Origin of the sequence: Chryseobacterium binzhouense, from assembly GCF_007474545.1 — a bacterium.
GTDB classification, from domain to species: Bacteria; Bacteroidota; Bacteroidia; order Flavobacteriales; family Weeksellaceae; genus Chryseobacterium; species Chryseobacterium binzhouense.
The window spans coordinates 43,520-67,648 of the sequence record NZ_VKOG01000006.1 but is presented as its reverse complement, the minus strand read 5'-3'; the positions used below and the strand labels follow the sequence as shown (position 1 = coordinate 67,648).

Genomic DNA, 24,129 nt, shown 5'->3' with positions numbered 1-24,129 from the left:
ATTAATTGGTTAGTTTTTTCCAGTTTTGGTCGGCGCTTTTTTTAAGTTTGCCTTCGTTTTTATTCCAAGAAGTAAGGGTATTGTTGAAAAATTTGTTGTAAAACAGATGAGTTTTTCCGTCAACTATTTTAAAAGTGGCAGGATTTATTTCTACTTTTTCGCCATAATCTCCCAGTGCAAAAGCGCACCAACCACCGTAAACAGGCTCATATTTGGCTGGATCTTTTTTCAGAAGTTCCTTATTTTTTTCCGAAGAAGTGTAATAAATGGCTCCATTTACATTAACTGCAAATTCTTTTTTGCCTTTTACCGCTTTTTTCTGTTCGATGTAAGAAACAGGATCGTATCCCTGAATTGCCAGTTTATTTTCTAAATTTCGGTGTTCTGCTTTTTGAGAAAATGCAAAAAAAGGAAGCAGAAAAACGAGAATAAGTGTGATTGTATTTTTCATATCAAATGTTTTTGTTTTTATTGTTTGTTTTTGTTTACGATTTGCAGCCCGACTTGAGCGGAAATCCTTTTTTGCTGCTGGAAATGCTTTGGCAAAAAGATTGGAGCGGAAGGCGGAAAAAGCTGCCATAAAAAAATTAAAGTTGTTTTAGAATATCTTCCAAAGAAGCTCTTTCTTTGTAATCGGGACTGAAATGCCGCCAGATAATTTTTTGATTTTCGTCTAAAATGTAGGTGGCAGAAACGGGCAATCTTGAAGAATCATCGGAACGGCTTTTTTTGAAATCGTTTCCTAAGTGTTTTTCATACAAATCAATCGTATTCTTTTCGGGCGTGTAAAGCACATCAAAAAGTTCTGCAATTTTATAGTTTTCATCAAACAAAATGGAATAATGAGTTTTGGTTTTGCTAATGGTTTTTGCGATAAATTCCGGCTTTTCAGGTGAAATGATGACCAATCTTATATTTTTAGATTGCAATTCGGGAGCAAGACTCTGGAGGCTTTCGATGTATTTATTACAATAGGGACACCACTGTCCACGAATGAAAACCAACACCGTTTTCTTTTTTTCCTGAGACAAAGAAAATGTTTTATCAAACTGGTCTTTCGCCGTAAAATTGGGAATGGTTTCGCCCACCATTTTACCTTTTACTTCGTCTAGTGTTGGCGTTTTTTTGTTCGGATTTCTCTTTTCCAAAACTGATTGTCCGACCGTCAGAAATTGTTTGGCGTTGTAATATCCGTAATCGTATTGAACCAATTCTCCGTTTTCGTCTAAGAAAAGAAAGGAAGGATAATTAACGATTTTGAACTTTTTCGCAAGTTCAATTCCTTCTTTTTCGGCATCAATATATAGGCTGATGAAATTTTTATTGAAAAATTCTCCCAGTTCAGGATTCGGGAACGTATTCTTTTTCATCAGTTTGCACGGACCGCACCAAGTGGTGTAAAGGTCGATGAAGATAAGTTTGTTTTCCTGTTTTGCCAGTTTTTTAGCTTCTTCCAGATTTTTCGTCTGAAAGTTGATTCCGGTTTTGCTTTGCGCATTGAAGGAAATGGCAATTAGAAAAAGGAGCGTATAAATTGCTTTTGTGAACATAAGATAAAGTATTTACTTAGAAGTTCCCAAAAACAAAAAAAATCACCCAATGAAAAGGTGATTTTTTGAAAATTTTATTTAAAATATTGATAATCAGCTTAAAAATTATCCTCTTTTTTAATTTTTCTAATCTGTTCTACACATTTATGCTTCTGATTTTGCGCATTATGCTTGCTGGAATATTTATATTTTTCCTGAATTTCATCCATATTTTTATTCTTCATAAAAATATCCTGAATAAGGGTTTGGCAATGGGAAGAAATTTTGTTGATATAGTCATTGAGTTTATCATAATAATCCCGTTCATTTTCTATCGCTTGGTTGATTTCTTCTTTGTTTTCAAAATAATAACTTTCGTGCATTTCTACAAAAAAGTTTCGGTTGCGGAGTTTTTTTAGCCACAAGTTTTTAGAAATTCCGGTAACATAATTGGCAAGACAAGTGTAGGCTTTGAAATCGTCATCGTACAGTTTTTCGTACAGAATAATCAAAGCATCCTGAAAAACATCTTCCGCATCTTCCAGATTTCCTTTGTTTCCAAGAACAAACTTACGCGTGTAGCCGAAATATTTTTGATAGAGAACACCAAAAGCAACATTGTTATCTTTTTGGAAATCTTCTATCGCTAAGGAATTGGTTGCTCTTTTATTCATACAATTCTAAGAACTTTTTGTGTTTTTTCTGTCAGAATATATCTTTTATCCTGTCGCAATGGAATTACACCTAAAACAGCATCATTTCCATCCGTTAAAAGCCAGACTTTTTCTTTAGCTAAAATAGATAATTTTTCATCTCTAAAAAATTTAGAAACTTTCTTTTTACCTATCATTCCGATAGGATAAAAACAATCACCTTCTTTTTTTCTGCGTAGTTTTAATGGAAAAGTAAGTTTTTCTGCATCAAATTCCCATTGAAATGTTTTTTTCATTTCCTGAGCTGAACCTGTCCTTTCCGAAATATTAATTTCAGTTGTGTTTTCGTTAAAATCAAATGATTGAATTATAATTAATTCTTCTTCTATGATTTCTGTTTTCTTGTTTAATTCTTTAAAGATTAATTCGTTTCTATTAATGATTAATTGATAATCTGAAGAATAAAAAGAGCTTCCGGTTTCTGCGGTGAAAATTTTCTGAATTTCTTCACTCTTGTTAAAACCATATTTTTTCAGGATTTCAAATTTCACCAAATCACCCTCCTGACGAAGTTTTTCTTTATCTAAAATTATATTTTCGTTTTTTGAAATCCATATTTCATCTTCAATTTTTTCAATCTGCTGCTGAACAAAATCTTTAGTTTGATTAAGATACAACAATGATTTTTGGAAGTTTTCCAGAAAATGATCATTTGTTTCCAAAAGTTTCGGCACAATTTCATTTCTGATTTTATTCCTTAAATATTCACTTTTTTTGTTGGAAAGATCTTCCCGGAATTCAATTTTGTTTTCTTTGGCAAAATCATAAATTTCTTCTTTAGAAAAATTTAAAAGTGGTCTTACAATATGATTGTCATTTGCCGGAATTCCGCTCAGACCATTTATTCCTGAAGCTTTGGATAAATTAATAATAAATGTTTCCAGCTGATCGTTCAGGTGATGTGCAGTTACCATAAAATCAATATTTTCCTGTTCCTGAATGTGTTTGAAAAAATTATATCTCAATTCTCTCGCCCAAAGCTGAATAGAATTTTCAGGTTTTTGATCTTTTTCTGAAACTTCATATAAATGAAATTTAATATTATTTTGCCTGCAAAAATCTTCTACTGTTTTTTGATCAAGATCAGAATCTTCTCCGCGCAGTTTGTAGTTGACATGAGCTACCTGAAATGAGCCACCTGAAATTCGTAACGCATTAAACAGGTATACCAAAACCATAGAATCTGCTCCTCCGCTCACAGCTAAAAGATAGGTTTTTTTCTCTGGATTTTTTATGAGCTTCTGAAGCTGATTTTGGAACGATAATTGTGTAAGCATAGAGCTTAGGATTTTCTTTAAGCAAAGATAATCCTTATTATTAAAATGAATTTTGTTACCTTTGAAACGTTTAAAAAAGTTTATTTATGAAGATTTTTAAAATTTTAGCGGCTTCGGCAGTGGTGTTGGGAATGACATCTTGTGTAAGTAAAAAACAGTATGACGCATTAAGCGGAAATTACAAACAGTGTATTGAAAATATCGGTGAAAGACAAAGAGAAATTCAAGATCTGAAAGGTCAGAATTCTAGTTTGATGGCAGAAAATAACTTATTAAAAAGTCAGCATGATGCTTTAAAATCATCATTGGATGCTTGTCTTTCAAACACAGGGAAAAGTTCTGCAAATATTGATAAGTTAGTGGGTGAGATTAATGCTTCCAATTCTTATATCAAGCAGCTTATTTCTGCTAATGCAAAAAATGACAGTCTTAATCTGGCGTTGTCAAACAAGCTGAAGAGATCTTTGGATAATGTAGCTGATCAGGATGTTCAGGTAAAAGTTCTTAAAGGTGTGGTAATGATTTCGCTTTCAGATAAAATGTTGTACAAAGTAGGAGATTACAATGTATTGCCTGCAGCTCAGGAAGTTTTAGGTAAAGTGGCAAAAGTAATCAATGATTATGATAAGTATTCTGTTTTAATTGAGGGTAACACAGACAACTCTCCTTTAAATTCTTCGAATTTACCGAGAGACAACTGGGATCTTTCTGCATTAAGAGGTACAGCAGTAGCTAAAGTTCTTCAGACTCAGTTTGGAGTAGATCCTGCAAGAATTACAGCGGGTGGACGTTCAGAATACAATCCTAAAGCAACCAACATGAGTGTTTCCGGAAGAGCTGAAAACAGAAGAACGGAAATTATCATTATGCCTAAACTTGATGAGTTTATGAAATTGATGGATATTGCTCCTAAGAAATAAATTATTTTTCAAATAGTCATAAAAAATCCCGGATACTTCCGGGATTTTCTCTTTTCTAAAATTAAAAATAAGTTAAAAGAAATCCTGCTTGTTTCTTTTTAAAAATTAATCCGTCAGAAAGGTAATGCAAGTAAGAATCTTTGCAATAAATTTTTTCTCATCATCTTTATAGCATTTTTACCTCATTTTGACGTTGCAGTATGGCAAATGTAGAACGTTTTTTTTAGCAAGACAATCCGTTTTTTTACGGATATTATTTGTTTTTTAAACGACCAGCATATTTTTAATTAATGTAAATTTGAAAAATAAATACTATCATGAGCTTTTTTGAAGAAAAAAATCCTGAAATGGATCGGTATCTGGAAAATCATGCTTCTTCGGAACCTGATATTCTGAAAAAACTGAGAAGAGAAACTTTTCAGAAAACGACACAGCCACATATGATTTCAGGTTACCAGCAGGGTAGATTTCTTACCATGATTTCCAAAATGCTGAATCCTGAAAAGATTTTGGAAATAGGAACTTTTACAGGATATGCCACTCTTTGTCTGGCGGAAGGTTTACCGGATCATGGAAAAATTACTACACTGGATGTAAACGAGGATTTGGCTTATCTTCCCAAAAAATATTTTGCCGAAAGTAAATTTTCTCAGCAGATTGATTTTAAAATTAGTGATGCTAAAGAGTTTTTAAAAAACTCCGAGGATTTTTTTGATCTTATTTTTGTAGATGCTGATAAAGAGAATTATGCTGAATATTTCAGATTAATAAAGCCAAGAACAAAATCAGGTTCTGTAGTTATGTTTGATAATGTATTATGGTACGGGAAAGTTTTAGAAGAAAATCCTAAGCAAAAATCTACCCAGGCGATAAAAGAGCTCAATGATTTGATTGCAAAAGATGAAGATTTTGAAAATCTTATTCTACCTTTGCGAGACGGAGTAAATTTTCTTAGAAGAAAATAATTTGAGGCTGAAATTGAGTTTTTTTAACCTGAGCCTTAATCTTTTAATTAAAATATAAATGAATAAAGGAATTTGTATTGTAACAGTAGCACCCGTACGGGCGGAAAATTCGGATAAATCTGAAATTGTTACAGAAATTTTGTTCGGTGAAAGTGCTGATATTTTGGAGGTCAATAAAAACTGGACCAAAATAAAAATGCACTATGACGGCTACGAAGGCTGGATGGATACTAAACAGATTAAGCCTGTTTCTGATGAATATCTTGCGAATAGAAAGACAACCATTATTACAGAAGACTTTGCGTCAATAATGACCAATGATGGAAAAACACTTTTATCCATGGGTTCAGAAGTTGAATATCCTGCTGTAGCTTCCCGCAGAAGCCATGATGTGAGAGAAAGTATTGCATTAACGGCAAAAGAGTTTCTCAATATTCCTTATTTGTGGGGCGGCAAAAGTTTTTTTGCAGTAGACTGCTCCGGCTTTACACAGTTGGTATACAAAATTCATAATATAAAACTTCCACGTGATGCTTATCAACAGGCTGAAGTAGGAGAACTGCTCAGTTTTGTAGAAGAAAGTCAGCCGGGAGATCTGGCGTTTTTTGAAAATTCTGAAGGAAAAATTATTCATGTAGGAATTATGCTTGACAATCAGAAAATCATTCATGCATCAGGAAAAGTGCGAATTGATACACTTGATTCCAGCGGAATTTTCAATAAAGAACTTAATAAACATACCCATAAACTGAGAGTTATCAAAAGTGTCATTTAAACAATGAAAGTTTCGTCTCTGTTATTAACGATTAATATCATTCTGCTTATTTTTATCTGGATTTTTGTAGGAATAAATTATTCAGATTTACCTGAAATAGTTCCTTCCCATTTTGCAATAAATGGTAGTGTAGATGGTGTGAGCGAAAAAAAAGCAATCTGGATTTTGCCAGTAATTGCTACATTTTTGTTTTTACTTTTGGCCGGCATTTCGAGAAATCCTGATTCCCCAATGCTCAATGTTCCCAATAGCTATAGAAATAAAGAAAGTCTGAAATTTTTTGCAAACAGTACATTGCTGCCGATTTTGCTTTTGTTGGCAGATACTGTTGTGGAAAGTACTCTTATTGCACAGGCTAAACTGCAGGAAATGAGCAGCGTTGTTTTTATTTTATTAGCGCTTGTCTTTATTGTAATAAGCATCCATATTTATAAAATGATCAAAGAAAGTAAATCCGAAACATCAAAAGCCTAATATTGAGTTTTCTTTACAATATATTTATTCATCTTCTCATTTTCGGAATGAGGTTTTTGTCATTGTTTAATGATAAAACTAAAAAAGGCGTTGAAGGCAGAAAACATTCTTTGAAAAAAGTTCAGGAAAAATTTTTATCATCAGATAAAATCATTTGGATGCACGCTGCCAGTTTAGGAGAGTATGAGCAAGGGTTGCCTGTTTTGGAAAAATTGAAAGAAAGCTTTCCACATCATAAAATTCTGATTACTTTTTTCTCTCCTTCAGGTTATGAAAATGTAGTAAAAAAAAAGCATATTGCAGATGTTGTTTGTTATCTTCCTTTTGACCGAAAAAAAACTGTTAGTAAGTTTTTATCTCAGTTTGATTGTGAAATCTTCTTTACCGTAAAGTATGATTACTGGTATCATCTTTTAGCCGAACTTAAAAACAGAAAGGTAAAGACATTTGTGATTTCTGCATTGTTTTATGAAAATCAGTCTTTTTTTGCTACGTATGGAAAATGGTTTACGCAACAGCTCAAAAGAAATATTACCTGGTTTTTTCACCAGACACAGCAATCTTATGTTTTGGCTAAAAGTATTGGTCTACTAGATTCTTCGGTGAGTGGGGATACGCGTTTTGATAGGGTAAAACAATTGAAAATTAGGGATAATCATGTAGATTTTGTTGAAGACTTTATTTCAGGCAAAAAAACAGTTGTCTTTGGAAGTTCGTGGCAGGCGGAAGAGAGAATTGCCCAAATGATTTACCTTGAAAACAATAATGTTAAGCTCATCATTGCTCCACACGATTTAAAAAGAGTAGAAAACTTAAAAGAAATTTTTCCAGATGCAATTCTCTACAGTAACCTAAAAAACTATCAAACTCAAAAACTATCAAACTCAAAAACTCTCATCATCGACAGTATCGGTTTGCTTTCAAAAATATATTCGTATACAGATATTGCCGTTGTCGGAGGTGGTTTTCACAGTTCGGGATTACACAATATTCTAGAAGCCGCTACTTTTGATGTTCCTGTTGTTTTTGGCAATCAATACAGGAAAAATCCCGAAGCAGATAATTTAATTCAGTCCGAAGGCGGAAAATCTTTTGAGCATGAGAATGAAGCTGCTGAATTTGTCCTTTTTCTTTTAAATAATGAAGAAGAACTCAAAAAAATGTCTGAAAATGCGGGAAATTTCGTTGCTGAACAGCCAGATTCTTCAAAACTTATTTTGAAGAAAATATTATCATTTTAAAAATCCCTGGCTCTTAATATCTTTTATGATGAGGTCAAAATGTTCCGGAATTCTTTCAACATTCAGCCAGTTGAGATCTATACCGTTGTTGATAAAAAGCTTTTCAAGATAAATATTGCCGGTAATTTTATTATAAACTGCGGAAAGATAGTCGTCAATTTCCATCCAGTAGTCTTCGTCTAGTTTTTTCGTTAAAATTAAAGCTTTTACCACTTTATTAATTAGGTAAAGATATAGTTTGTAAACATCATTAAATCTCAACCGGCTGAGTTTATCATTAAATTTTAAGATTTCGGTTACTAAGACAAGATTAAGAGAAACGTCACCGAACTTGTCAGATGTTACCTTTACGTGTTCTGTAATTTCTGCACTGATTTTTCTGATCAGAATAAGAAAATATTTTTGGTTGCTGAGATATTTAGATGCATATTCAACTTTGTCTTTTACCGTTTTTTCCATTTGATCCCGCTTTTGGTCAGCGGTTTCTTCATCTATTAATTCAAAGAATAATTTTTTTGAGAGAATTTTGTCTTTTTTAAGCAATCTGAAAATAAGCCGGTCTTTTTCAATGCCGGAAAGCTGGCTTAGCGCAGTTTTAAACTCTTTAGAATATTCCATCAGTTAAATATTTTTGAATATTTCAGAAATCCGTTCAAAGCCCAGTTTCCTGTATAATACAAAGATTTTATAGTAGAGAATTTCATAAAATCCTTATAAACAAGATATTGATCTTTTACGATATTTTGTTTTTTTCTGGAAATACTTGTTGGGTGCATTCTGTACTTTGCCATGGTTTTTGGAAGAGGCTTTCCGACCGGAATTTTTTTCAGCAGGTTGAGCCACATCACATGATCTTCGCGTTTGCTGCCTTCCGGGAAAAACTCTTTTCCTACTCTTTGAGAATCATACATAGATGAAAGTAAGGAAAGTCTGCATGTTTTTAATAAATTATTAAAAGTAACTTCTTTATCTGCCTTAAAGTCTTCAATTTTCGGAATCAGATTTTCGTCACATCTGGCGTAATTGGAATAGGCAATTTCGGCATTATGCTTTTTCATAAAAGCCACCATTTCTTCCAGAAAGTTTTTTTCCCAGAAATCGTCGGCATCCAGAAAAGTAATAAACCTTCCTTTTGCTTTTTTCAGAGAAATATTTCTTGCGTGTCCTGCACCTCCGTTTTTTTCGGCAATGATAAGCTGTATTCTGGGATCAGAAATTTTTTGAATGATTTCCACAGAATTATCGGTAGACTGATCGTCGGTAATGATCCATTCCCAGTCGGTAAAAGTTTGATTCAGAACAGATTTGATCGTTTCTTCCAAAAATTGGGAAGAGTTGTAACAAGGTGTAATGATAGAAACTTCCGCCATGTGTTTTTTTGCAAATATAAGGCTTTGAATTGGCACTGTTGGGTAGATATTTTCAATAATTTACAAATTATACTTTCAAAATGTAAAAAAAATGAGGTGATTTTTAAAAAAAGTCATAATTTTAAGCCTTGAAAAATTAGATCTATGAAGAAATTAGCCTTAATATTTGCCGGATTATCATTATTAGCTTTTACGGGATGTAATGATGACGAAACTCCAGAGCAGGTATTTCCCCTTGTAGGAACGTGGTCTCCTACCAAGGAAGTGAGAACGCAGGTTCCTGCTGACAACGCAGGATTTTCAGATGAAATTGCATATACAGACTGCCAGAAAGAATCAAGATGGGTTTTTAATGAAAATTCTTCGGGACAAAGAACCAATAAAGATTTGGCGGGTTCCACTCCTACATGCAGCACAATTTCCCAACGCAATTTTTCATACGTATATAATCCATCAACCAAAGATCTGGAAGTAAAATATCAGGGAACAATAGTTGTAGAAAGAGCTAAAATTATTTTACTGGACGCCCAAACCATGAATCTTAAGTTTGAAGATACAACAGATCCTACAGTTTATAAATCGACAACATATACTTTTAAAAGAATTGTACCTTAATATATTAAGATACTCAGCTATATCATCCCGTTTTTCCAGCGGGATTTTTTTATGCTAATCTTAGTATTTAATTTTAATTCTATTTCCATTTCTTTTAAAATCATTATTTTTGTGAAAATTAGAATGGGAATTAATGAGAAAAATTAAATCTAATTTCTAAAGTCTAACATCTAACATCTATTATAAAAAAGTGTTTTACGATCATCAGCAGATAGAAAAAAAGTGGCAGAAATACTGGAAGGAAAATCAAACCTACAAAACTTCCGACAACACAGACAAACCTAAATTTTACGTTCTCGATATGTTTCCGTATCCATCCGGAGCGGGACTTCATGTGGGGCATCCACTTGGTTATATTGCTTCTGATATCTATGCGCGATACAAAAGACATCAGGGTTTCAATGTGCTTCATCCGGTTGGATATGACAGCTTTGGGCTTCCTGCTGAGCAATATGCAATTCAGACAGGGCAGCATCCTGCGATTACGACTGAACAAAATATTACGAGATACGAAGAGCAGCTTAGAAAAATTGGTTTTTCTTTCGACTGGAGCAGAGAAGTAAGAACTTCTGATCCTTCTTATTATAAATGGACACAGTGGATTTTTATTGAATTGTTTCATTCATGGTATAATAAAGCTACCGATAAAGCTGAACCGATTTCATCTTTAATCAAACATTTCGAAGAAAAAGGAACGGAAGGGTTAAATGCCAATCAGAATGATGAATTAAATTTTACGGCTGAAGAGTGGAATGCAGCTTCTGAAATTGATAAAGAAGATATTCTTTTAAATTACCGCTTGGCTTACCGGGCAGAAACAACTGTGAACTGGTGTCCTGCATTAGGAACTGTTCTGGCAAATGACGAAGTGAAAGACGGAAAATCTGAAAGAGGAGGTTTTCCTGTTTTCCAAAAGAAAATGATGCAGTGGAGCATGAGAATTTCTGCGTACTCTGAAAGATTATTGCAAGGCCTGAAAACTCTTGACTGGCCACAGCCGCTGAAAGATTCACAAGAATATTGGATAGGGAAGTCTCAAGGCGCACAAGTGAAATTTTTAATTGATGGTTTACAATCATCAGATGAAAACTCCGCCAACCAACAACCGACAACCAATAACTATATAGAAGTTTTCACAACAAGACCTGATACAATTTTCGGAGCAACTTTTATGGTTTTAGCTCCTGAAAATCCTTTAGTGGAAACAATTACTACAGATGCTCAAAAGGCTGAAGTAGATACTTATATTGAAGAAACTTCAAAGAAAACTGAACGTGATAGAATGGCAGACGTGAAAAATGTTTCAGGAGCGTTTACAGGAAGTCATGCGATCAATCCTTTCAGCGGAGAAAAAATGCCGATTTATATTTCAGATTATGTTTTGATGGGTTACGGAACGGGTGCTGTAATGGCAGTTCCTGCACATGACGAACGTGACCACAGATTTGCAAAGAAATTTAATCTCGAAATAAAAAAAGTGGTGGAAACGGACGAAGACGTTCAGGAAGCTTCTTTTGATTCTAAAGATTCGGTTTGTGTGAATTCTGATTTCTTGAATGGATTAAATTATAATGATGCGAAAGCAAAAATAATTTCTGAAATCGAAAACAAAGGAATTGGTCACGGAACAACGAACTACAGACAGCGTGATGCGATTTTCTCAAGACAACGATATTGGGGAGAGCCGGTTCCTATATATTATAAGGATGGCATGCCTTATACATTGCCGATTTCTGCTTTACCTTTGGAACTTCCTGAAGTTGAAAAATATCTGCCGACTGAAGACGGAGATCCACCATTAGGAAATGCAAAAACTTTTGCGTGGGACGAAGCCAACCAAAAAGTTGTTGATACAAATTTAATTGATGAAAAAACGGTTTTCCCTTTAGAATTATCTACCATGCCGGGATGGGCGGGAAGCTCTTGGTATTTCCTTAGATACATGGATCCAAACAATGATGAGGTTTTTGCGAACAAAGAATTATCAGATTATTGGGGACAGGTAGATTTATATATCGGAGGAAGCGAACACGCAACTGGTCATTTATTGTACTCCCGTTTTTGGAACATGTTCTTAAAGGATAGAGGATATATTAATCATGGCGAGCCTTTTCAAAAATTGATCAATCAAGGGATGATTTTGGGGATGAGTGCGTTGATTCATAGAATAGATGGAATTAATAAAATTGTGTCGAAGAATCTTGCTGGTGAATATCAAACTCAACGAATTCCTGTAGATATTTCAATGCTAATTGGAGCTACAGACGAAATTGATGTTGAAAAACTTAAAGTTTGGCGACCTGAATTTAATAATGCAGAATTTATTCTTGAGGATGGAAGATTAATTACAGAAAGGGAAGTTGATAAAATGTCTAAGAGGACATACAATGTGGTAAATCCTGACGATATTTGTGAAGAGTACGGAGCAGACGGTTTAAGATTGTATGAAATGTTCTTAGGACCGCTGGAACAATCGAAGCCTTGGAACACGCAAGGTTTGAGTGGAGTTTACGGTTTCCTGAAAAAATTCTGGAATTTATATTTTGACGGAGATACTTTCTCGGTTTCTGATGAAGAGCCGACCAAAGCGGAATATAAAGTTTTACATACCTTAATAAAGAAGGTAGTTTACGATATTGAAAACTTCTCTTTCAATACTTCGGTATCTTCTTTTATGATCGCTGTAAACGAATTGCAAAAAATAAAATGCAACAAACGCAATATTTTAGAACCATTAGCCGTTATAATCTCTCCGTATGCTCCACATATTTGTGAAGAGGTATGGAATTTGCTGGGACATCAGTCATCAATAGAGTTTGAAAAGTTCCCTGCTTTGAATGAGGAGTATCTGGTTGAAGACGAAATAGAGTATCCGGTGAGTTTTAATGGTAAAATGAAGTTTAAATTAGCTCTTCCGGCAACATTATCTCCTAAAGAAATAGAAGATCTTGTAATGGCAGAAGAAAAAACAAAAGATATTTTAGCAGGAAATTTACCTAAAAAAGTGATCATTGTCCCCAAAAAAATTGTTAACATTGTAATGTAAAAAAAAATTAACATTGATAATTTAAAAAAATTAGATAGTTATTTTTTTAAATTTTTTAATGTATTTTCCAATTGAGACAATAATTAATAATTATTTTTAATTTAATTACAATATCGAAACCGGATTAAATTATCCTTATCAAAAAAAGGTAAAATCTTATTTGATGCTATTGCATTTTAATTAATTTTGCCTTTATTTTACAACTTTAAAAATTTAAAACAATATAATTTAGTTAAATATGGAAATGAATGTTTCAAAAAGTGATGAGCAAGTAGTTGCTAAAAAAGCAGGAGGTCTTAACCCTGCAATTATTTTACCAATTCTTTATGTAATTGCATTAGCAATTTACTTATTCTTATTTGGTAACCCAAGTAATTTTAAAGCAGATCCTAATATCAGTGGAGCTTCTGTGGCATTTGCAGATGTAGAATCAAAACAATTACATCCTGAGTCTTTCATGGGAATTATTTATATGGGAGGTCCTGTAGTTCACATTTTGGTTTTGTTTATGATTACTGTAGTGGTTTTCTCTTTAGAAAGATTCTTTATCCTGGGTAAAGCAGCTGGTAAAGGTAACTTAGACAATTTTGTTGTAAAAGTAAGAAGCCTTCTTAACCAGAACAAAATCAATGAAGCTTTAGAAGAGTGCGACAGACAAGAAGGTTCTGTAGGTAATGTTGTGAAAGAAGGTCTTACGACTTATAAAGCTCTATCAACAGATACTACGCTTAACAAAGAGCAGAAAATGGTGGCTTTAAACAAAGCTATTGAAGAAGCTACAACTCTTGAAATGCCAATGTTGGAGAAAAACATGATGATTCTTTCTACATTAGGTACTGTAGCAACATTAGTTGCGTTATTGGGAACTGTAATCGGGATGATTAAGGCATTCTTCGCTTTAGGTTCTGGTGGAGGTACTCCGGATGCAGCAGCGTTGTCAATTGGTATTTCTGAAGCTTTGATTAATACTGCTTTAGGTATTGGTACTTCTGCAATTGCAATTATACTTTATAACTTCTTTACTTCTAAGATCGATGGATTAACTTATAAGATTGACGAAATCGCGATGAGCATCCAGCAGTCTTTTGCTGAATTCAACTAAGATTCAGGAATTGTAAAAGTATAGTAATAAAGTTCAATTTAAAATAAGTAAAATAATGGCGAGAGTCAAACCAAAAAGACACGGAGTAGTAACCGACATGACAGCGATGTGCGATGTTGCGTTTCTTCTACTTACGTTCTTTATATTGACCACTCAGTTTAAAAAACCTGATGTGGAGCAGATAAAACCGCCATCTTCAATCTCTGAGAAAATTCTTCCTGATGGTAGTTTGATGACTATCAACGCAACACCAGACGGAAAGTTTTATTTTCAGCCTGTAGACAACGCTGCTGAAAGAGTACAGCTGTTGGAAAAAATGGGTGAAAAATATAACATGACTTTTGATAATACTCAAAAGGCAGCATTTCAGAGAGTTCAGGCAATAGGTGTTCCTATGAATCAGCTTAAAAGCTACTTAGCATTGCCTGAAGATGAGCAGAAAGATTTTAAGAGTCCTACTGGGATTCCTATGGATAGTGTAAATAGACAATTAGTAGATTGGGTACAACAAAGTTTAAGCGTAAATCCGGATTACAAATTAGCTGTAAAAGGAGACGTTACTACAGAATACCCTAAGGTTAAAAGTCTATTTGAGGGTTTAAGAGATATAAAATTCTTAAACTTTTGGTTGATAACGTCACAAGAAGGTAAACCTAATGAATAATATCATTTAGAAATGGCAGAAGTACAAGTACAGGAAAAAGGCGCCAAAGGTGGCAAGGTACGCTCCAAGAAACAGAGTACCAGAGTTGATATGACTCCGATGGTGGACTTGGGTTTTCTATTGATTACCTTCTTTATGTTCACAACCACATTCTCTAAACCGAATGTTATGGATTTAGGGCTTCCGGCAAAACCGGATCCAAATGCGCCTAAACCACCTCCTACAGAAATTGATTTATCAAATTCAGTAACAATTTTATTAGGAAAAGACAATAAAATTTTTTGGCACCAACAGGATCAAACTTCCCTTAATGATGAAAATCTACAGGAAACAACGTTTGACAGAGAAGGGTTGAGAAATGTAATAAAGCAAGCAAAAAGTAGAGCAAAAAAACAGGATTTATTTACTGTAATTATTAAGCCTACTGATGATGCGGTATATAAAAACTTTGTGGATGTTCTTGACGAAATGGCTATTACCAAAAGTGAAAGATATGGGGTAACTGATCTTAAGCCTTGGGAAAAAGCAATCTACGACAAGAAAGTTGGTAACTAATGAGTCCAACAACAAAGTAGTTTTAATTATAAAATTTGCAGAAAATGGCAGATGAAAATGTTTACAATCAAAATCTTAGCTTAGACGAGATTGTATTTGAAAATAGAAATAAAGAATACGGTGCGTATGATTTAAGATTCAATTATTCCAGATTGCTGACTAAATCTTTTATCATCGGAACTTCAGTTTTCTTGGTTGCTGCTTTAACTCCTTTTATTTATATCACCATTCAGAAAATGAATGAACCGCCACCGCAAGAGGTAAAGGCTGATTTGGTAGAGATATTAGAAGATGATCCAATCATTGAAGAAGTAAAACCTGAAGAACCACCTCCACCACCTCCACCAAAAGAAGAAGAGCAGATTGAGATTATTCAGAATGTTGTACCGGAACCGGTAAAAGCTCCTAAAATTGAGACTCCACCGCCTCCGATTTCTAAACAGATAGAGACAACAACTGGTTTGGTAGCTCAGGAAGGTATTAAAGCTCCGGCTTACACACCACCGCCGCCACCGCCGTCTACAGGAACAAAAGCTTCAACTGCTGAAGTAAAACCTCAGGTAACAAACGATGTATATGAATCGGTTGACCAGGCAGCTGATTTTACTGGTGGAGGACTAGCTGGTTTCAGAAAGAAATTTGAAAATAGTTTTGATCCAAGTTCTGTGGAAGGTGAAGGATCTCTAAAAACTCAGATCACTTTTGTTGTAGAAAGAGATGGTACTTTATCTCAAGTAAAAGCAACTGGTTCTAATGCTGATTTTAACAGAGAAGCTGAACGAGCAGTTAAAAGCATTAAGATCAAATGGAATCCCGGTAAGGTGAATGGAGAACCTGTGCGTTCAAGATTCAGATTCCCTGTTTCCATGAATTTTGAATAACTTTGTATATATTACAAATTATAAATAAAAAGAGAAGTAATTGCTTCTCTTTTTATTTTTTTTATATTTTTGTTGTATGATGTTTAATTGGTTATCAATAGTCACAGGATTGTTCTATATCGTTTTAGGAATTGTTGTCGTTACCTACAAATTTTTCTTTATTGTACTAGAACCTTCGGTTGCCTACGCTCTTGGAGCTATTTTAGTACTTTACGGTGTTTTCAGAATAGTAAGAGGTATATTAAGATTAAAAAAGTCTAAAGATGAATAAATTTTTTATAGCAACTATTCTGTTTCTAAGCATAATAAGCTGTTCAAAAAAAGAAGAATCTGCCTCTTATCATAAAGGTCAAATGAATATTATCACAGATGAAGCTTTTAAGAGTGTAGTCGAGGCTTTAGCAGAGGGGTATATGATTAGCTACCCGGAGGCAAAAATTAATGTCATTACCAAAAAAGAAGATTTAGGATTTATTGATTTTCTAAATGATAAAGCAAAAATTGCGGTTATGTCTAAAGATTTAACACCTGAAGAGATAAAAGCATACGAAGACAAAGTAGATTTGAAAGTTTTACCGGCAAAATTTGCTGCGGATGCGGTAGTATTTTTTGTACCTAAAGACTCTGAAAAATCCCAAATTACGTTTGAGGAAATACAACAAGGATTACAGTCTGACGAAAAAACTTTTGTTTTCGATGGTACCAATTCCAGCAATCTTAATTTTGTGGCTCAGAAACTAAATAAAAAACCGGGTGAACTTAAATTTTCAATCATACCGGGAAGTACTAATGTTATCGAAGAGCTTAATAAGTATCCTAATAAAATTGGAGTAATTGGTCTTAATACGATTAGTCGTCCTTATGATAAAGATGCCGAAAAGTTAAGGTCTATGATCAAAATTTTGCCCGTGAAAAAAGATGGAAAATCTTTTTTGCCCGACGCTGACGGTTTGCGCGAGATGAAATATCCATTTACTAGAGTTTTATATTTCTTAACAAATGAGGGGAGTTTCAATATTGCTAATGGATTTATCAGATATTCGTGTACACAACTTGGTCAAATGATAGTCGAAAAAGAGGGGCTTCAGCCATACAACATCTACAGACGCGAAGTACAGATGCGTTAAAAATTCTTAATAATGCCTTTTAACCAAAATAAAACTCTTATTTTGGTCTGAAAATTGTGTAAATATATTTCGTTCAACGAAATAAGGTATAAATATAAATGAAAGATATAATGATTATGAATGTTAGAAAGCTTGCTATAGGAGCTTCGGTAGTTTTTTTCACCAACTTTGCATTTGCTCAGACTTTGCAGGATGGTATCAATAGTTTAGATAGTGATAAATATGCAGCAGCAAAAAATAATTTTTCTCAAATGATTGCAAAAGAGGCAACTGCGGAAAATTATTTTTACTTAGGAAATACTTTTTTGAAACAAGGTGAGCCTGATTATGCTAAAGCTACAGAAAATTTTAATAAGGGTTTGGCAGCTGACAGAAAAAGCTACTTAAACCAAATTGGTTTGGCAACAGTTAAACTTGGTAAAGGAGATAAATCGGCTATTGCTGAAATTCAAAAAATTGTAAGTGATTCAAGAGAAAAAGACGCTGAAGTTTTATTCAGAGCAGCTGAAGCTTTAACGTTGTTTGAAAAAAATAATTCTCCGGATCTTGCAATACAATATCTTAATAAAGCAATAGAAAGAGCTAAAAAAGACATTCCGGCTTATTACTACTACACATTAGGTGATGCTTACAGATTGAAAAGAATTCCGGGTGATGCAATGACTGCTTATGATAAAGCACTTCCTTTAGCTAAAAATAAATCATCTGTATATACAAGAATGGGTACTTTATGGATGGCAGCTCAACAATGGCAACAAGCTAAAACAAATATAGATAAAGCAATTGCTACCGATCCTACATATGCTCCGGCGTACAAGGCTCTCGCAGCTTATAATATAAAGTATCAGGAAAATGCTAAAGCAACTCAGGATTTGATTAATTATACAAAATATGCTGATGAAGATCCGTATACTCAACTTGAGATTGCAAAATTATATTTCACGAATGAGGACTATGCCAATTCAAAAGCAATTCTAGATAAAATCTTTGATAAAATAGATGATCCTATTAAATTTAAGTTGAGAGCTTATGTAAACTATGCTGATGGTGAATATGCTATGGCTAAGCAAAACATAGATACCTTTGTATCTCAGGTAGAAAAATCAAGAGTTCAGCCTGCAGATCAGGGTTTAATGGGACTTATCGCAGCAGGTCTGGCAAAAACAGAAACTGATGAAGCGAAAAAGGCTGCATTAAAAGCTGAAGCTCAACAAAAAGTAGGTTTAGCGAAAGCTGCTAAAGACGAGACATTGAAATGGGATATGGAGTTGGTAAAAATTAATGGAGGAGGAGCTTCTCAAGCATCTGTTGATGCAGGTCCTACAAGTCCGGAAGTTGAATCATTGAAGAAGTTAGTCGCTTCAAATCCTCAGGATTCAGACGCTTTGTACAAACTGGCGAATGCATATCAGGATGTAAAAAACTGGAACGGGGCAATCCTTACTTGGCAGAAAATGAGCAATCTTCTACCTGATTGGGCACCTGCATATTACAGTCAGGGGTATGCTTATCAGCAGTCAGGAAATAATGATGCAGCAAAGTTGGCATACGAGAAGTATATCTCGACCTTAAAGCCAGCTGATGTTGAAGCCAACAAAAAAACATTGGCGTACGCTTTGTTTGCAGTGGCATTTCTGGAAAAAGATAATGATGTAGAGAAAGCAAAAACATATCTATTAAGATCATTAGCGCTAGATCCAACATATCAGGATGCTATTAATCTTAATGCAGAGCTTAACAAGTAATAGATTTTTTCCTAATAATACACTTCCCATTCATGAATGTTTGGGAAGTTTTTTTTAAACACTTAATTTTATAGTATGAAAATAGATATACTCGCTATTGGAGCTCATCCTGATGATGTGGAATTGGGTTGTGGAGGAACGATCGCCAGATTGATTTCTGAAGGAAAAACTTGTGCCATTGTAGATTTGACAAAAGGTGAACTTGGAACACGGGGTACAGAGCATATAAGAAAGACAGAAGCTGAAAATGCAGCAGCAATCTTGGGCGTTACATTTAGAGAGAACTTAGGATTAAAAGATGGTTTTTTAGTTAATTCCGAAGAATATCAATTAGAAATTGTAAAAGTTATCCGTAAATACTGTCCTGATATTGTATTGTCAAATGCAATAGATGACAGGCATCCTGATCATGCTAAAGCTTCTAAACTGGTTTCTGATGCTTGTTTTCTTTCTGGCTTAATCAAAATAGAAACTCAATTGAGTGGATCTGAGCAGAAAGCATGGAGACCTAAACATATTTTTAATTATATTCAATGGAAAAATATAGAACCAGAATTTGTTATAGATATTTCTAATCATCTGGATAAGAAACTTGAAGCCTGTGCAGCCTATAAAACGCAGTTTTACAACGCTGATTCAGAAGAACCGATAACTCCTATTGCTACAAAAGATTTTTTTGAAAGTTTAACTTATAGAGCGCAGGATTTAGGAAGATTGTCTGGAGTAGCGTATGCAGAAGGGTTTACTTCAGAAAAATTAATTGCATTGAAAAATTTTGATGGAATTGTTTTGTAAATAAAAAAATATTCCTATATTTGCACTCACAAAACGGTGATTGTAGCTCAGTTGGTTAGAGCGTCGGATTGTGGTTCCGAAGGTCGTGGGTTCGAGACCCATCATTCACCCAAAAAAGTACACTTTTAAAGTGTACTTTTTTTATGGATTATTGTTTCGATTATATAAAAAAAGCATCCGTAAAGATGCTTTTGGTGATTTATTCTTTAAACTTCGTCGTCAGAATCTATTGTATAAGATCTGCTTTTGAAGTCTTTGTCATGTCTTTCTGATATTACATCTTCACCTTTTTCATTGATAATGAAATCTGTTGACTCATTAAACATCTCCTGAAAGCTTTTAAAATCTTCTTTGTAAAGATAAATTTTGTGCTTTTCAAATGTAGCCTCTCCGTTTTCCCCGAAATTCTTTTTGCTCTCGGTAATTGTAAGATAATAATCTCCCGCTTTCGTCTCGCGCACATCAAAGAAATAAGTTCTTCTTCCTGCTTTTAGCACCTTCGTGAAAATTTCATTTTCATGGCGTTCCTTGTATTCACTCATTATTAGATAATTTTTAATCTTGTTAAGAACAAATATAAAATTTTTCTTTTAATCACAAAATTTTTTTTATGATTTATTTAACAATTCCGAAGTTTTTTGTTAAGCCGTTGCAGAATCGTCAATATCACTTAAGTTAAGTATTTTATCTGCTCTTTGTGCGCTGGATTCTCTATGGGTTATAATAATAGAAGTAGCGTTACTTATTTTTGAATCTATATTTTCAAGGATATTCTGCTCAGTTTCAGTATCTAAAGCGGAGAGTGAGTCATCAAAAATAATAATATTCGGTTTTTTGATTAATGCTCTTGCAATGCAGATTCTTTGCTTTTGTCCGCCAGAAAGCATTACGCCACGTTCTCCCACTAAAGTTTTATACTGATCTTTAAATTCAACAATGTTTTTGTCTACATCTGCAATTTTTGCATATTCAACTACCTTTTCATGGGAAGGATTGTCAATAGAAAAACCAATATTATGCTCAATCGTGTCAGAAAAAAGATAACTTTCCTGTGGAATATATCCGATAAACTTCCGGTAGTTGGTTAAATTATGATCTTTTAAATTCTTACCGTCTATTAAAATTTCACCTTCTGTAGGATCAATCAGGCGGCAAAGAAGCAGTGCAATGGTAGATTTTCCGCTTCCGGTTTTCCCCATAATCGCTAAAGATTTTCCGGCTTCAATTTTAAAACTTAAATTATCAAGCGCTTTAATTCCTGTATTGGGATAAACGTAAGAAACATTCCGGAACTCAATATTTCCTTTTATTTCGTATTCTTCAAAGTTCTTATTGTAAATTTCAGATTGTTTATCTAAAAATTCATTAATTCTCTGCATAGAAGCTTCTGCTCTTTGATTGATAGATGTTACCCAGCCTACCATAGAAAAAGGCCAGATCAGAATATTGATATACATAAAGAAATCTGCGATTTTACCAACAGACAATTCGCCCTGAATGTATTTCTGACCGCCAATGAAAATTACCACAACATTCAGCAGACCAATCACAAAAAGTATGATGGTAAAAAAATAAGCTTCTGTTTTTGCTAAATCTAATGCCTTGTTTTGATAATCACTTACTTTTATTCCGTAATTTTTTTCAATGTATTTTTCTTTTGCAAAATATTTTACCACTCGTATTCCTGAAAAACTGTCCTGCACAAAAGTTGAAATAGCAGACTGGCTTTTCTGCATTACTTTAGACTTTTTATTGATGATAGAACTTACTTTGAATATAATGTACGATAAAACCGGCAGCGGAAGCAATGTCCATAAGGTCATAGAAACATCAGTTTTAATCATATAGACGCTGGTTATCAGCAGTAGAACCAGTAAATTTACAACATACATCACACCCGGACCAAGGTACATTCTTACCGCAACAACATCTTCGCTGAGACGGTTCATTAAATCTCCTATGGTTGTTTTCTTATAATCAGTAAGAGATAGATCCTGATAATGTCTGTAAATTTTATTTTTCAGTTCATATTCAATCCTTCTGGAGGCTACAATAATAGTCTGCCGCATCATAAAAGTAAAAAATCCGGTAAGAAGCGAGCATCCTACAATGATGGCAACATAGATTAAAACCTGTTTGTTGAAACCCAGATTTCCCTGTTGCGCAAGTTCATCTACAGACTTTCCGACAAACTGTACTTTGTATATGTTAAAAAAATTACTGGCGATGATGAATAGTAACCCCCAAAACAATAGTATTTTGTGCTTCCAAAAATAAGGGTTGAGTGTTTTCAGTGCTTTCATAAACTTTCACAAAATTACAAAAATTGAAACACTTCCGGAATTTAGTAAATTTTAAATTTCATATCTTTGCACCCATAAAAAGCTCTTTGAATGTTAGGAAGAAGACAAATCCGTGAAAAAGTGGTAGAAACCGTTTATTCGTACTACCAAAATCCTGTAAAAACAGATGTTTTAGAAAAGAATATGTTTACAGGAATAGAGAAAATCTATAATCTCTATATTTTTCAGCTTAATTTTCTGGTAGGTTTAAAGCAACTTGCCGAAAATCAAATGGAAATTGGTAAGAATAAATATTTCAAAACTGATTCTGACGTAAATCCCAACCAGAAATTTATCAACAATCAGGTTCTGAAAAAGCTTGAAGAAAATCCTGAGAGATTATTTTTTACAGGTCAGCACAAAGATCTTAAATGGGATCTGCATGATGATATGCTGGTAAAAACATTTCAGAGAATGACTGCGGGAAAGCGTTATCAGGATTTTATGAAAGAAGAAGGGTATTCTTTTGAAGAAGACCAGAAGTTCATCGGAAAGCTTTTCCTGCGTTACGTTGCGGAAAATGATGATTTTCATGATTATATCAGCGACAGGGAACTTACCTGGGCAGATGATATTCATATTGCCAATTCGATGATACAGAAAACGATTGGCTTTATGAAGGAAAATGAAGAAAGCCGTACGCTGATTAAAATGATGAAAGATGAGGATGATAAAAATTTTGCAAGTAAACTTTTGAGAGATACTCTGAATAATTGGGAAGCCAATGAGAAGAAACTCTCTGAGCGTCTTGAAAACTGGGATCTGGAAAGAGTTTCACTGATGGATAAAGTGATTTTAACAACCGCTTTTTCTGAGCTGGATCATTTTCCTCTTACCCCTTCAAGAGTAATTATCAACGAATATATTGAAATTGCTAAAGTTTTTGCAACCGATAGATCCAATATATTCATCAATGGTATTTTAGATAAATATTGTAAAGATTTAAACAGAATTTAAACAAAATAAAAATGAAAAAAACGGTATCAATATTAGCTTTATCCGTAATCGGATTCGCATTGGTTTCTTGTAAAAAAGAAGAGAAAAAAGAAGTTGAAAATGCAGAAATTATGAATGTAGATTCTACAAATGCTCCTGCAGATACAACTTCTATGCAACAGATGAACCCGGCGAATGCTGAAATGTCTGCCAATACTGCCGTTACAGGAGATGCTGCTGCACCTGCGAAATCAAACCAGCCTACTACAACAGTAGCACTTTCTGAAAGTAATTTTGATTTCGGAACTATTAAAAAAGGTAAAAAAGTAGATCACGTTTATGAAATTACCAATACAGGGACTAATCCTTTGATTATTTCTGAAGTAAAGCCTGGATGCGGATGTACTGCTCCTGATTTTACAAAAGATCCGATCATGCCGGGCAAAAAAGGTAAGATTACTTTAAGTTTTGATTCTACCAATTTTGACGGTGCTGTTAACAAATACGCAGATGTTTTTGCCAATGTTGATAAAGCTCCTATTAAATTGACATTTACTGCGAACATTCAACCATAATATAATGAATTTACAAACAATATTTTTGCAGGCTGCACAGGGAGGAAACTCTTCAACGATGCTAATCATGATGGGGGTAATGTTTGTCGGGTTTTATTTCCTGATGATCAGACCTCAAATGAAAAAGCAAAAGCAAGAGAAAAAATTTCAGGATGACTTAAAAGTAGGAAGCAGAGTAGTGCTCACTTCCGGACTGCACGGAAGAATTGCTCAAATTCAGGAAGACGGAGTTGTGATTGAGACTCTTTCCGGAAAACTGAAATTTGAAAAAGCTGCGATCTCAAGAGAATTTACCGAAAACCGTTTTGGTGAAAAAGCAACGAAAGCTGCAGCTGAAAAAACAGCAGATAAAAAAGAAATTGAAACCGAGAAAAAATAATTTTCCGTTTTTAAAATATTCGTTTCGGCGGGGTGAGCAAAGTTCACCCCGCCGAAATTTTTATACTGATTATTCATTATTGTATTGTAATATTCTTCATTTA

The 24,129-nt window shown here is 34.0% G+C and carries 26 protein-coding genes and 1 tRNA gene; 19 read left to right on the top strand and 8 right to left on the bottom strand.

The genetic code is table 11. From position 1 onward, the window contains the following. Position 1: 1 nt before the first annotated feature. The 4 genes from FNE73_RS13905 to tilS form a co-directional block, all read right to left on the bottom strand. Positions 2–451 carry a YHS domain-containing (seleno)protein gene (locus FNE73_RS13905; protein WP_143885178.1) on the bottom strand — a complete coding sequence of 150 codons (450 nt, stop codon included), beginning with the start codon at positions 449–451 and terminating at the stop codon, positions 2–4. Between the two features lie 136 nt (positions 452–587). Continuing rightward, positions 588–1,550, bottom strand: a complete 963-nt coding sequence (locus tag FNE73_RS13900) for a redoxin domain-containing protein (RefSeq protein ID WP_143885177.1) — start codon at positions 1,548–1,550, stop codon at positions 588–590. Positions 1,551–1,648: 98 nt separating this feature from the next. Further along, positions 1,649–2,203, bottom strand: coding sequence for an RNA polymerase sigma factor (locus tag FNE73_RS13895; protein WP_143885176.1), 555 nt, complete (start codon positions 2,201–2,203; stop codon positions 1,649–1,651). Then, the gene (tilS, locus tag FNE73_RS13890) at positions 2,200–3,519 is read right to left on the bottom strand and encodes a tRNA lysidine(34) synthetase TilS (RefSeq protein ID WP_143885175.1); all 1,320 of its coding nucleotides are present in this window, start codon (positions 3,517–3,519) and stop codon (positions 2,200–2,202) included. Before tilS ends, FNE73_RS13895 begins: the two co-directional genes overlap by 4 nt. An 86-nt stretch (positions 3,520–3,605) precedes the next feature. Here tilS and FNE73_RS13885 point away from each other — a divergent pair, with 86 nt between their 5' ends. The 5 genes from FNE73_RS13885 to FNE73_RS13865 all read left to right on the top strand — a co-directional run bounded on the left by FNE73_RS13885 (position 3,606) and on the right by FNE73_RS13865 (position 7,894). Continuing rightward, positions 3,606–4,439 carry an OmpA family protein gene (locus FNE73_RS13885; RefSeq protein ID WP_143885174.1) on the top strand — a complete coding sequence of 278 codons (834 nt, stop codon included), beginning with the start codon at positions 3,606–3,608 and terminating at the stop codon, positions 4,437–4,439. 317 nt (positions 4,440–4,756) lie between these two features. Next, positions 4,757–5,404 (top strand): O-methyltransferase, encoded by a 648-nt coding sequence (locus FNE73_RS13880; protein ID WP_143885173.1) that lies wholly within the window; start codon positions 4,757–4,759, stop codon positions 5,402–5,404. 58 nt (positions 5,405–5,462) lie between these two features. Beyond that, positions 5,463–6,179: a C40 family peptidase gene (locus tag FNE73_RS13875; protein WP_143885172.1), complete on the top strand. Its 717-nt coding sequence runs from the start codon at positions 5,463–5,465 to the stop codon at positions 6,177–6,179. 3 nt (positions 6,180–6,182) lie between these two features. Continuing rightward, positions 6,183–6,653 (top strand): DUF1648 domain-containing protein, encoded by a 471-nt coding sequence (locus tag FNE73_RS13870; RefSeq protein WP_143885171.1) that lies wholly within the window; start codon positions 6,183–6,185, stop codon positions 6,651–6,653. Between the two features lie 2 nt (positions 6,654–6,655). Then, positions 6,656–7,894, top strand: coding sequence for a 3-deoxy-D-manno-octulosonic acid transferase (locus FNE73_RS13865; protein WP_143885170.1), 1,239 nt, complete (start codon positions 6,656–6,658; stop codon positions 7,892–7,894). Here FNE73_RS13865 and FNE73_RS13860 read toward each other — a convergent pair. Both FNE73_RS13860 and FNE73_RS13855 read right to left on the bottom strand, forming a co-directional pair. Further along, the gene (locus FNE73_RS13860) at positions 7,886–8,512 is read right to left on the bottom strand and encodes a DEAD/DEAH box helicase family protein (RefSeq protein WP_143885169.1); all 627 of its coding nucleotides are present in this window, start codon (positions 8,510–8,512) and stop codon (positions 7,886–7,888) included. The two genes, FNE73_RS13865 and FNE73_RS13860, sit on opposite strands and share 9 nt — an antisense overlap. Beyond that, positions 8,512–9,264, bottom strand: coding sequence for a glycosyltransferase family 2 protein (locus FNE73_RS13855; RefSeq protein WP_143885168.1), 753 nt, complete (start codon positions 9,262–9,264; stop codon positions 8,512–8,514). The genes FNE73_RS13860 and FNE73_RS13855 overlap by 1 nt, the downstream gene beginning before the upstream one ends. 144 nt (positions 9,265–9,408) lie before the next feature. Between FNE73_RS13855 and FNE73_RS13850 the strand changes: the two genes are divergently transcribed. From FNE73_RS13850 to FNE73_RS13800, 11 genes are all read left to right on the top strand, one after another. After that, on the top strand, positions 9,409–9,879 hold the full coding sequence (locus FNE73_RS13850) for a lipocalin-like domain-containing protein (protein ID WP_143885167.1): 471 nt from the start codon (positions 9,409–9,411) through the stop codon (positions 9,877–9,879). 190 nt (positions 9,880–10,069) lie between these two features. Then, the gene (gene leuS, locus FNE73_RS13845; RefSeq protein WP_143885166.1) at positions 10,070–12,925 is read left to right on the top strand and encodes a leucine--tRNA ligase; all 2,856 of its coding nucleotides are present in this window, start codon (positions 10,070–10,072) and stop codon (positions 12,923–12,925) included. Between the two features lie 238 nt (positions 12,926–13,163). Further along, positions 13,164–14,027, top strand: a complete 864-nt coding sequence (locus FNE73_RS13840) for a MotA/TolQ/ExbB proton channel family protein (RefSeq protein WP_143885165.1) — start codon at positions 13,164–13,166, stop codon at positions 14,025–14,027. A 55-nt stretch (positions 14,028–14,082) separates the two neighbouring features. Further along, positions 14,083–14,691 carry an ExbD/TolR family protein gene (locus FNE73_RS13835; RefSeq protein WP_143885164.1) on the top strand — a complete coding sequence of 203 codons (609 nt, stop codon included), beginning with the start codon at positions 14,083–14,085 and terminating at the stop codon, positions 14,689–14,691. Between the two features lie 12 nt (positions 14,692–14,703). After that, complete coding sequence (locus FNE73_RS13830; RefSeq protein WP_143885163.1) at positions 14,704–15,246, top strand: ExbD/TolR family protein; 543 nt, start codon at positions 14,704–14,706, stop codon at positions 15,244–15,246. A 44-nt stretch (positions 15,247–15,290) separates the two neighbouring features. Next, positions 15,291–16,127, top strand: coding sequence for an energy transducer TonB (locus FNE73_RS13825; RefSeq protein ID WP_143885162.1), 837 nt, complete (start codon positions 15,291–15,293; stop codon positions 16,125–16,127). Positions 16,128–16,203: 76 nt separating this feature from the next. Then, the gene (locus FNE73_RS13820; protein ID WP_312344153.1) at positions 16,204–16,398 is read left to right on the top strand and encodes a C4-dicarboxylate ABC transporter; all 195 of its coding nucleotides are present in this window, start codon (positions 16,204–16,206) and stop codon (positions 16,396–16,398) included. Next, positions 16,391–17,254, top strand: coding sequence for a PstS family phosphate ABC transporter substrate-binding protein (locus FNE73_RS13815; protein WP_143885161.1), 864 nt, complete (start codon positions 16,391–16,393; stop codon positions 17,252–17,254). The genes FNE73_RS13820 and FNE73_RS13815 overlap by 8 nt, the downstream gene beginning before the upstream one ends. Before the next feature lie 98 nt (positions 17,255–17,352). Next, positions 17,353–18,999, top strand: a complete 1,647-nt coding sequence (locus tag FNE73_RS13810) for a tetratricopeptide repeat protein (protein ID WP_143885160.1) — start codon at positions 17,353–17,355, stop codon at positions 18,997–18,999. A gap of 75 nt (positions 19,000–19,074) precedes the next feature. Continuing rightward, positions 19,075–19,794 carry a bacillithiol biosynthesis deacetylase BshB1 gene (gene bshB1, locus FNE73_RS13805; RefSeq protein WP_143885159.1) on the top strand — a complete coding sequence of 240 codons (720 nt, stop codon included), beginning with the start codon at positions 19,075–19,077 and terminating at the stop codon, positions 19,792–19,794. 35 nt (positions 19,795–19,829) lie between these two features. Next, a tRNA-His gene (locus FNE73_RS13800) sits at positions 19,830–19,905 on the top strand. A 95-nt stretch (positions 19,906–20,000) separates the two neighbouring features. Here the strand turns inward: FNE73_RS13800 and FNE73_RS13795 are convergent. Together FNE73_RS13795 and FNE73_RS13790 are read right to left on the bottom strand one after the other, a co-directional pair. Continuing rightward, the gene (locus FNE73_RS13795; protein WP_089744034.1) at positions 20,001–20,336 is read right to left on the bottom strand and encodes a DUF3276 family protein; all 336 of its coding nucleotides are present in this window, start codon (positions 20,334–20,336) and stop codon (positions 20,001–20,003) included. Between the two features lie 99 nt (positions 20,337–20,435). Continuing rightward, positions 20,436–22,097: an ABC transporter ATP-binding protein gene (locus tag FNE73_RS13790; protein ID WP_143885158.1), complete on the bottom strand. Its 1,662-nt coding sequence runs from the start codon at positions 22,095–22,097 to the stop codon at positions 20,436–20,438. 90 nt (positions 22,098–22,187) lie between these two features. Here FNE73_RS13790 and nusB point away from each other — a divergent pair, with 90 nt between their 5' ends. The 3 genes from nusB to yajC are packed head-to-tail and all read left to right on the top strand — an operon-like array spanning position 22,188 to position 24,026. After that, positions 22,188–23,093 (top strand): transcription antitermination factor NusB, encoded by a 906-nt coding sequence (gene nusB / locus FNE73_RS13785; RefSeq protein WP_143885157.1) that lies wholly within the window; start codon positions 22,188–22,190, stop codon positions 23,091–23,093. 11 nt (positions 23,094–23,104) lie between these two features. Continuing rightward, on the top strand, positions 23,105–23,647 hold the full coding sequence (locus FNE73_RS13780) for a DUF1573 domain-containing protein (RefSeq protein WP_143885156.1): 543 nt from the start codon (positions 23,105–23,107) through the stop codon (positions 23,645–23,647). Between the two features lie 4 nt (positions 23,648–23,651). Continuing rightward, on the top strand, positions 23,652–24,026 hold the full coding sequence (yajC, locus tag FNE73_RS13775) for a preprotein translocase subunit YajC (RefSeq protein WP_143885155.1): 375 nt from the start codon (positions 23,652–23,654) through the stop codon (positions 24,024–24,026). Positions 24,027–24,129: the final 103 nt, after the last annotated feature.

Excerpts from the sequence above, each read along its gene's own strand:
- FNE73_RS13810 (WP_143885160.1), top strand. The coding sequence starts at position 17,353 with ATGAAAGATATAATGATTATGAATGTTAGAAAGCTTGCTATAGGAGCT.
- FNE73_RS13830 (WP_143885163.1), top strand. The coding sequence starts at position 14,704 with ATGGCAGAAGTACAAGTACAGGAAAAAGGCGCCAAAGGTGGCAAGGTA.
- nusB (WP_143885157.1), top strand. The coding sequence starts at position 22,188 with ATGTTAGGAAGAAGACAAATCCGTGAAAAAGTGGTAGAAACCGTTTAT.
- bshB1 (WP_143885159.1), top strand. The coding sequence starts at position 19,075 with ATGAAAATAGATATACTCGCTATTGGAGCTCATCCTGATGATGTGGAA.
- FNE73_RS13790 (WP_143885158.1), bottom strand. The coding sequence starts at position 22,097 with ATGAAAGCACTGAAAACACTCAACCCTTATTTTTGGAAGCACAAAATA.
- FNE73_RS13850 (WP_143885167.1), top strand. The coding sequence starts at position 9,409 with ATGAAGAAATTAGCCTTAATATTTGCCGGATTATCATTATTAGCTTTT.
- FNE73_RS13875 (WP_143885172.1), top strand. The coding sequence starts at position 5,463 with ATGAATAAAGGAATTTGTATTGTAACAGTAGCACCCGTACGGGCGGAA.
- FNE73_RS13840 (WP_143885165.1), top strand. The coding sequence starts at position 13,164 with ATGGAAATGAATGTTTCAAAAAGTGATGAGCAAGTAGTTGCTAAAAAA.
- FNE73_RS13905 (WP_143885178.1), bottom strand. The coding sequence starts at position 451 with ATGAAAAATACAATCACACTTATTCTCGTTTTTCTGCTTCCTTTTTTT.
- FNE73_RS13885 (WP_143885174.1), top strand. The coding sequence starts at position 3,606 with ATGAAGATTTTTAAAATTTTAGCGGCTTCGGCAGTGGTGTTGGGAATG.
- FNE73_RS13825 (WP_143885162.1), top strand. The coding sequence starts at position 15,291 with ATGGCAGATGAAAATGTTTACAATCAAAATCTTAGCTTAGACGAGATT.
- yajC (WP_143885155.1), top strand. The coding sequence starts at position 23,652 with ATGAATTTACAAACAATATTTTTGCAGGCTGCACAGGGAGGAAACTCT.
- FNE73_RS13820 (WP_312344153.1), top strand. The coding sequence starts at position 16,204 with ATGATGTTTAATTGGTTATCAATAGTCACAGGATTGTTCTATATCGTT.
- FNE73_RS13835 (WP_143885164.1), top strand. The coding sequence starts at position 14,083 with ATGGCGAGAGTCAAACCAAAAAGACACGGAGTAGTAACCGACATGACA.
- FNE73_RS13815 (WP_143885161.1), top strand. The coding sequence starts at position 16,391 with ATGAATAAATTTTTTATAGCAACTATTCTGTTTCTAAGCATAATAAGC.
- tilS (WP_143885175.1), bottom strand. The coding sequence starts at position 3,519 with ATGCTTACACAATTATCGTTCCAAAATCAGCTTCAGAAGCTCATAAAA.
- FNE73_RS13900 (WP_143885177.1), bottom strand. The coding sequence starts at position 1,550 with ATGTTCACAAAAGCAATTTATACGCTCCTTTTTCTAATTGCCATTTCC.
- FNE73_RS13860 (WP_143885169.1), bottom strand. The coding sequence starts at position 8,512 with ATGGAATATTCTAAAGAGTTTAAAACTGCGCTAAGCCAGCTTTCCGGC.
- FNE73_RS13855 (WP_143885168.1), bottom strand. The coding sequence starts at position 9,264 with ATGGCGGAAGTTTCTATCATTACACCTTGTTACAACTCTTCCCAATTT.
- FNE73_RS13780 (WP_143885156.1), top strand. The coding sequence starts at position 23,105 with ATGAAAAAAACGGTATCAATATTAGCTTTATCCGTAATCGGATTCGCA.
- FNE73_RS13795 (WP_089744034.1), bottom strand. The coding sequence starts at position 20,336 with ATGAGTGAATACAAGGAACGCCATGAAAATGAAATTTTCACGAAGGTG.
- FNE73_RS13895 (WP_143885176.1), bottom strand. The coding sequence starts at position 2,203 with ATGAATAAAAGAGCAACCAATTCCTTAGCGATAGAAGATTTCCAAAAA.
- FNE73_RS13870 (WP_143885171.1), top strand. The coding sequence starts at position 6,183 with ATGAAAGTTTCGTCTCTGTTATTAACGATTAATATCATTCTGCTTATT.
- FNE73_RS13880 (WP_143885173.1), top strand. The coding sequence starts at position 4,757 with ATGAGCTTTTTTGAAGAAAAAAATCCTGAAATGGATCGGTATCTGGAA.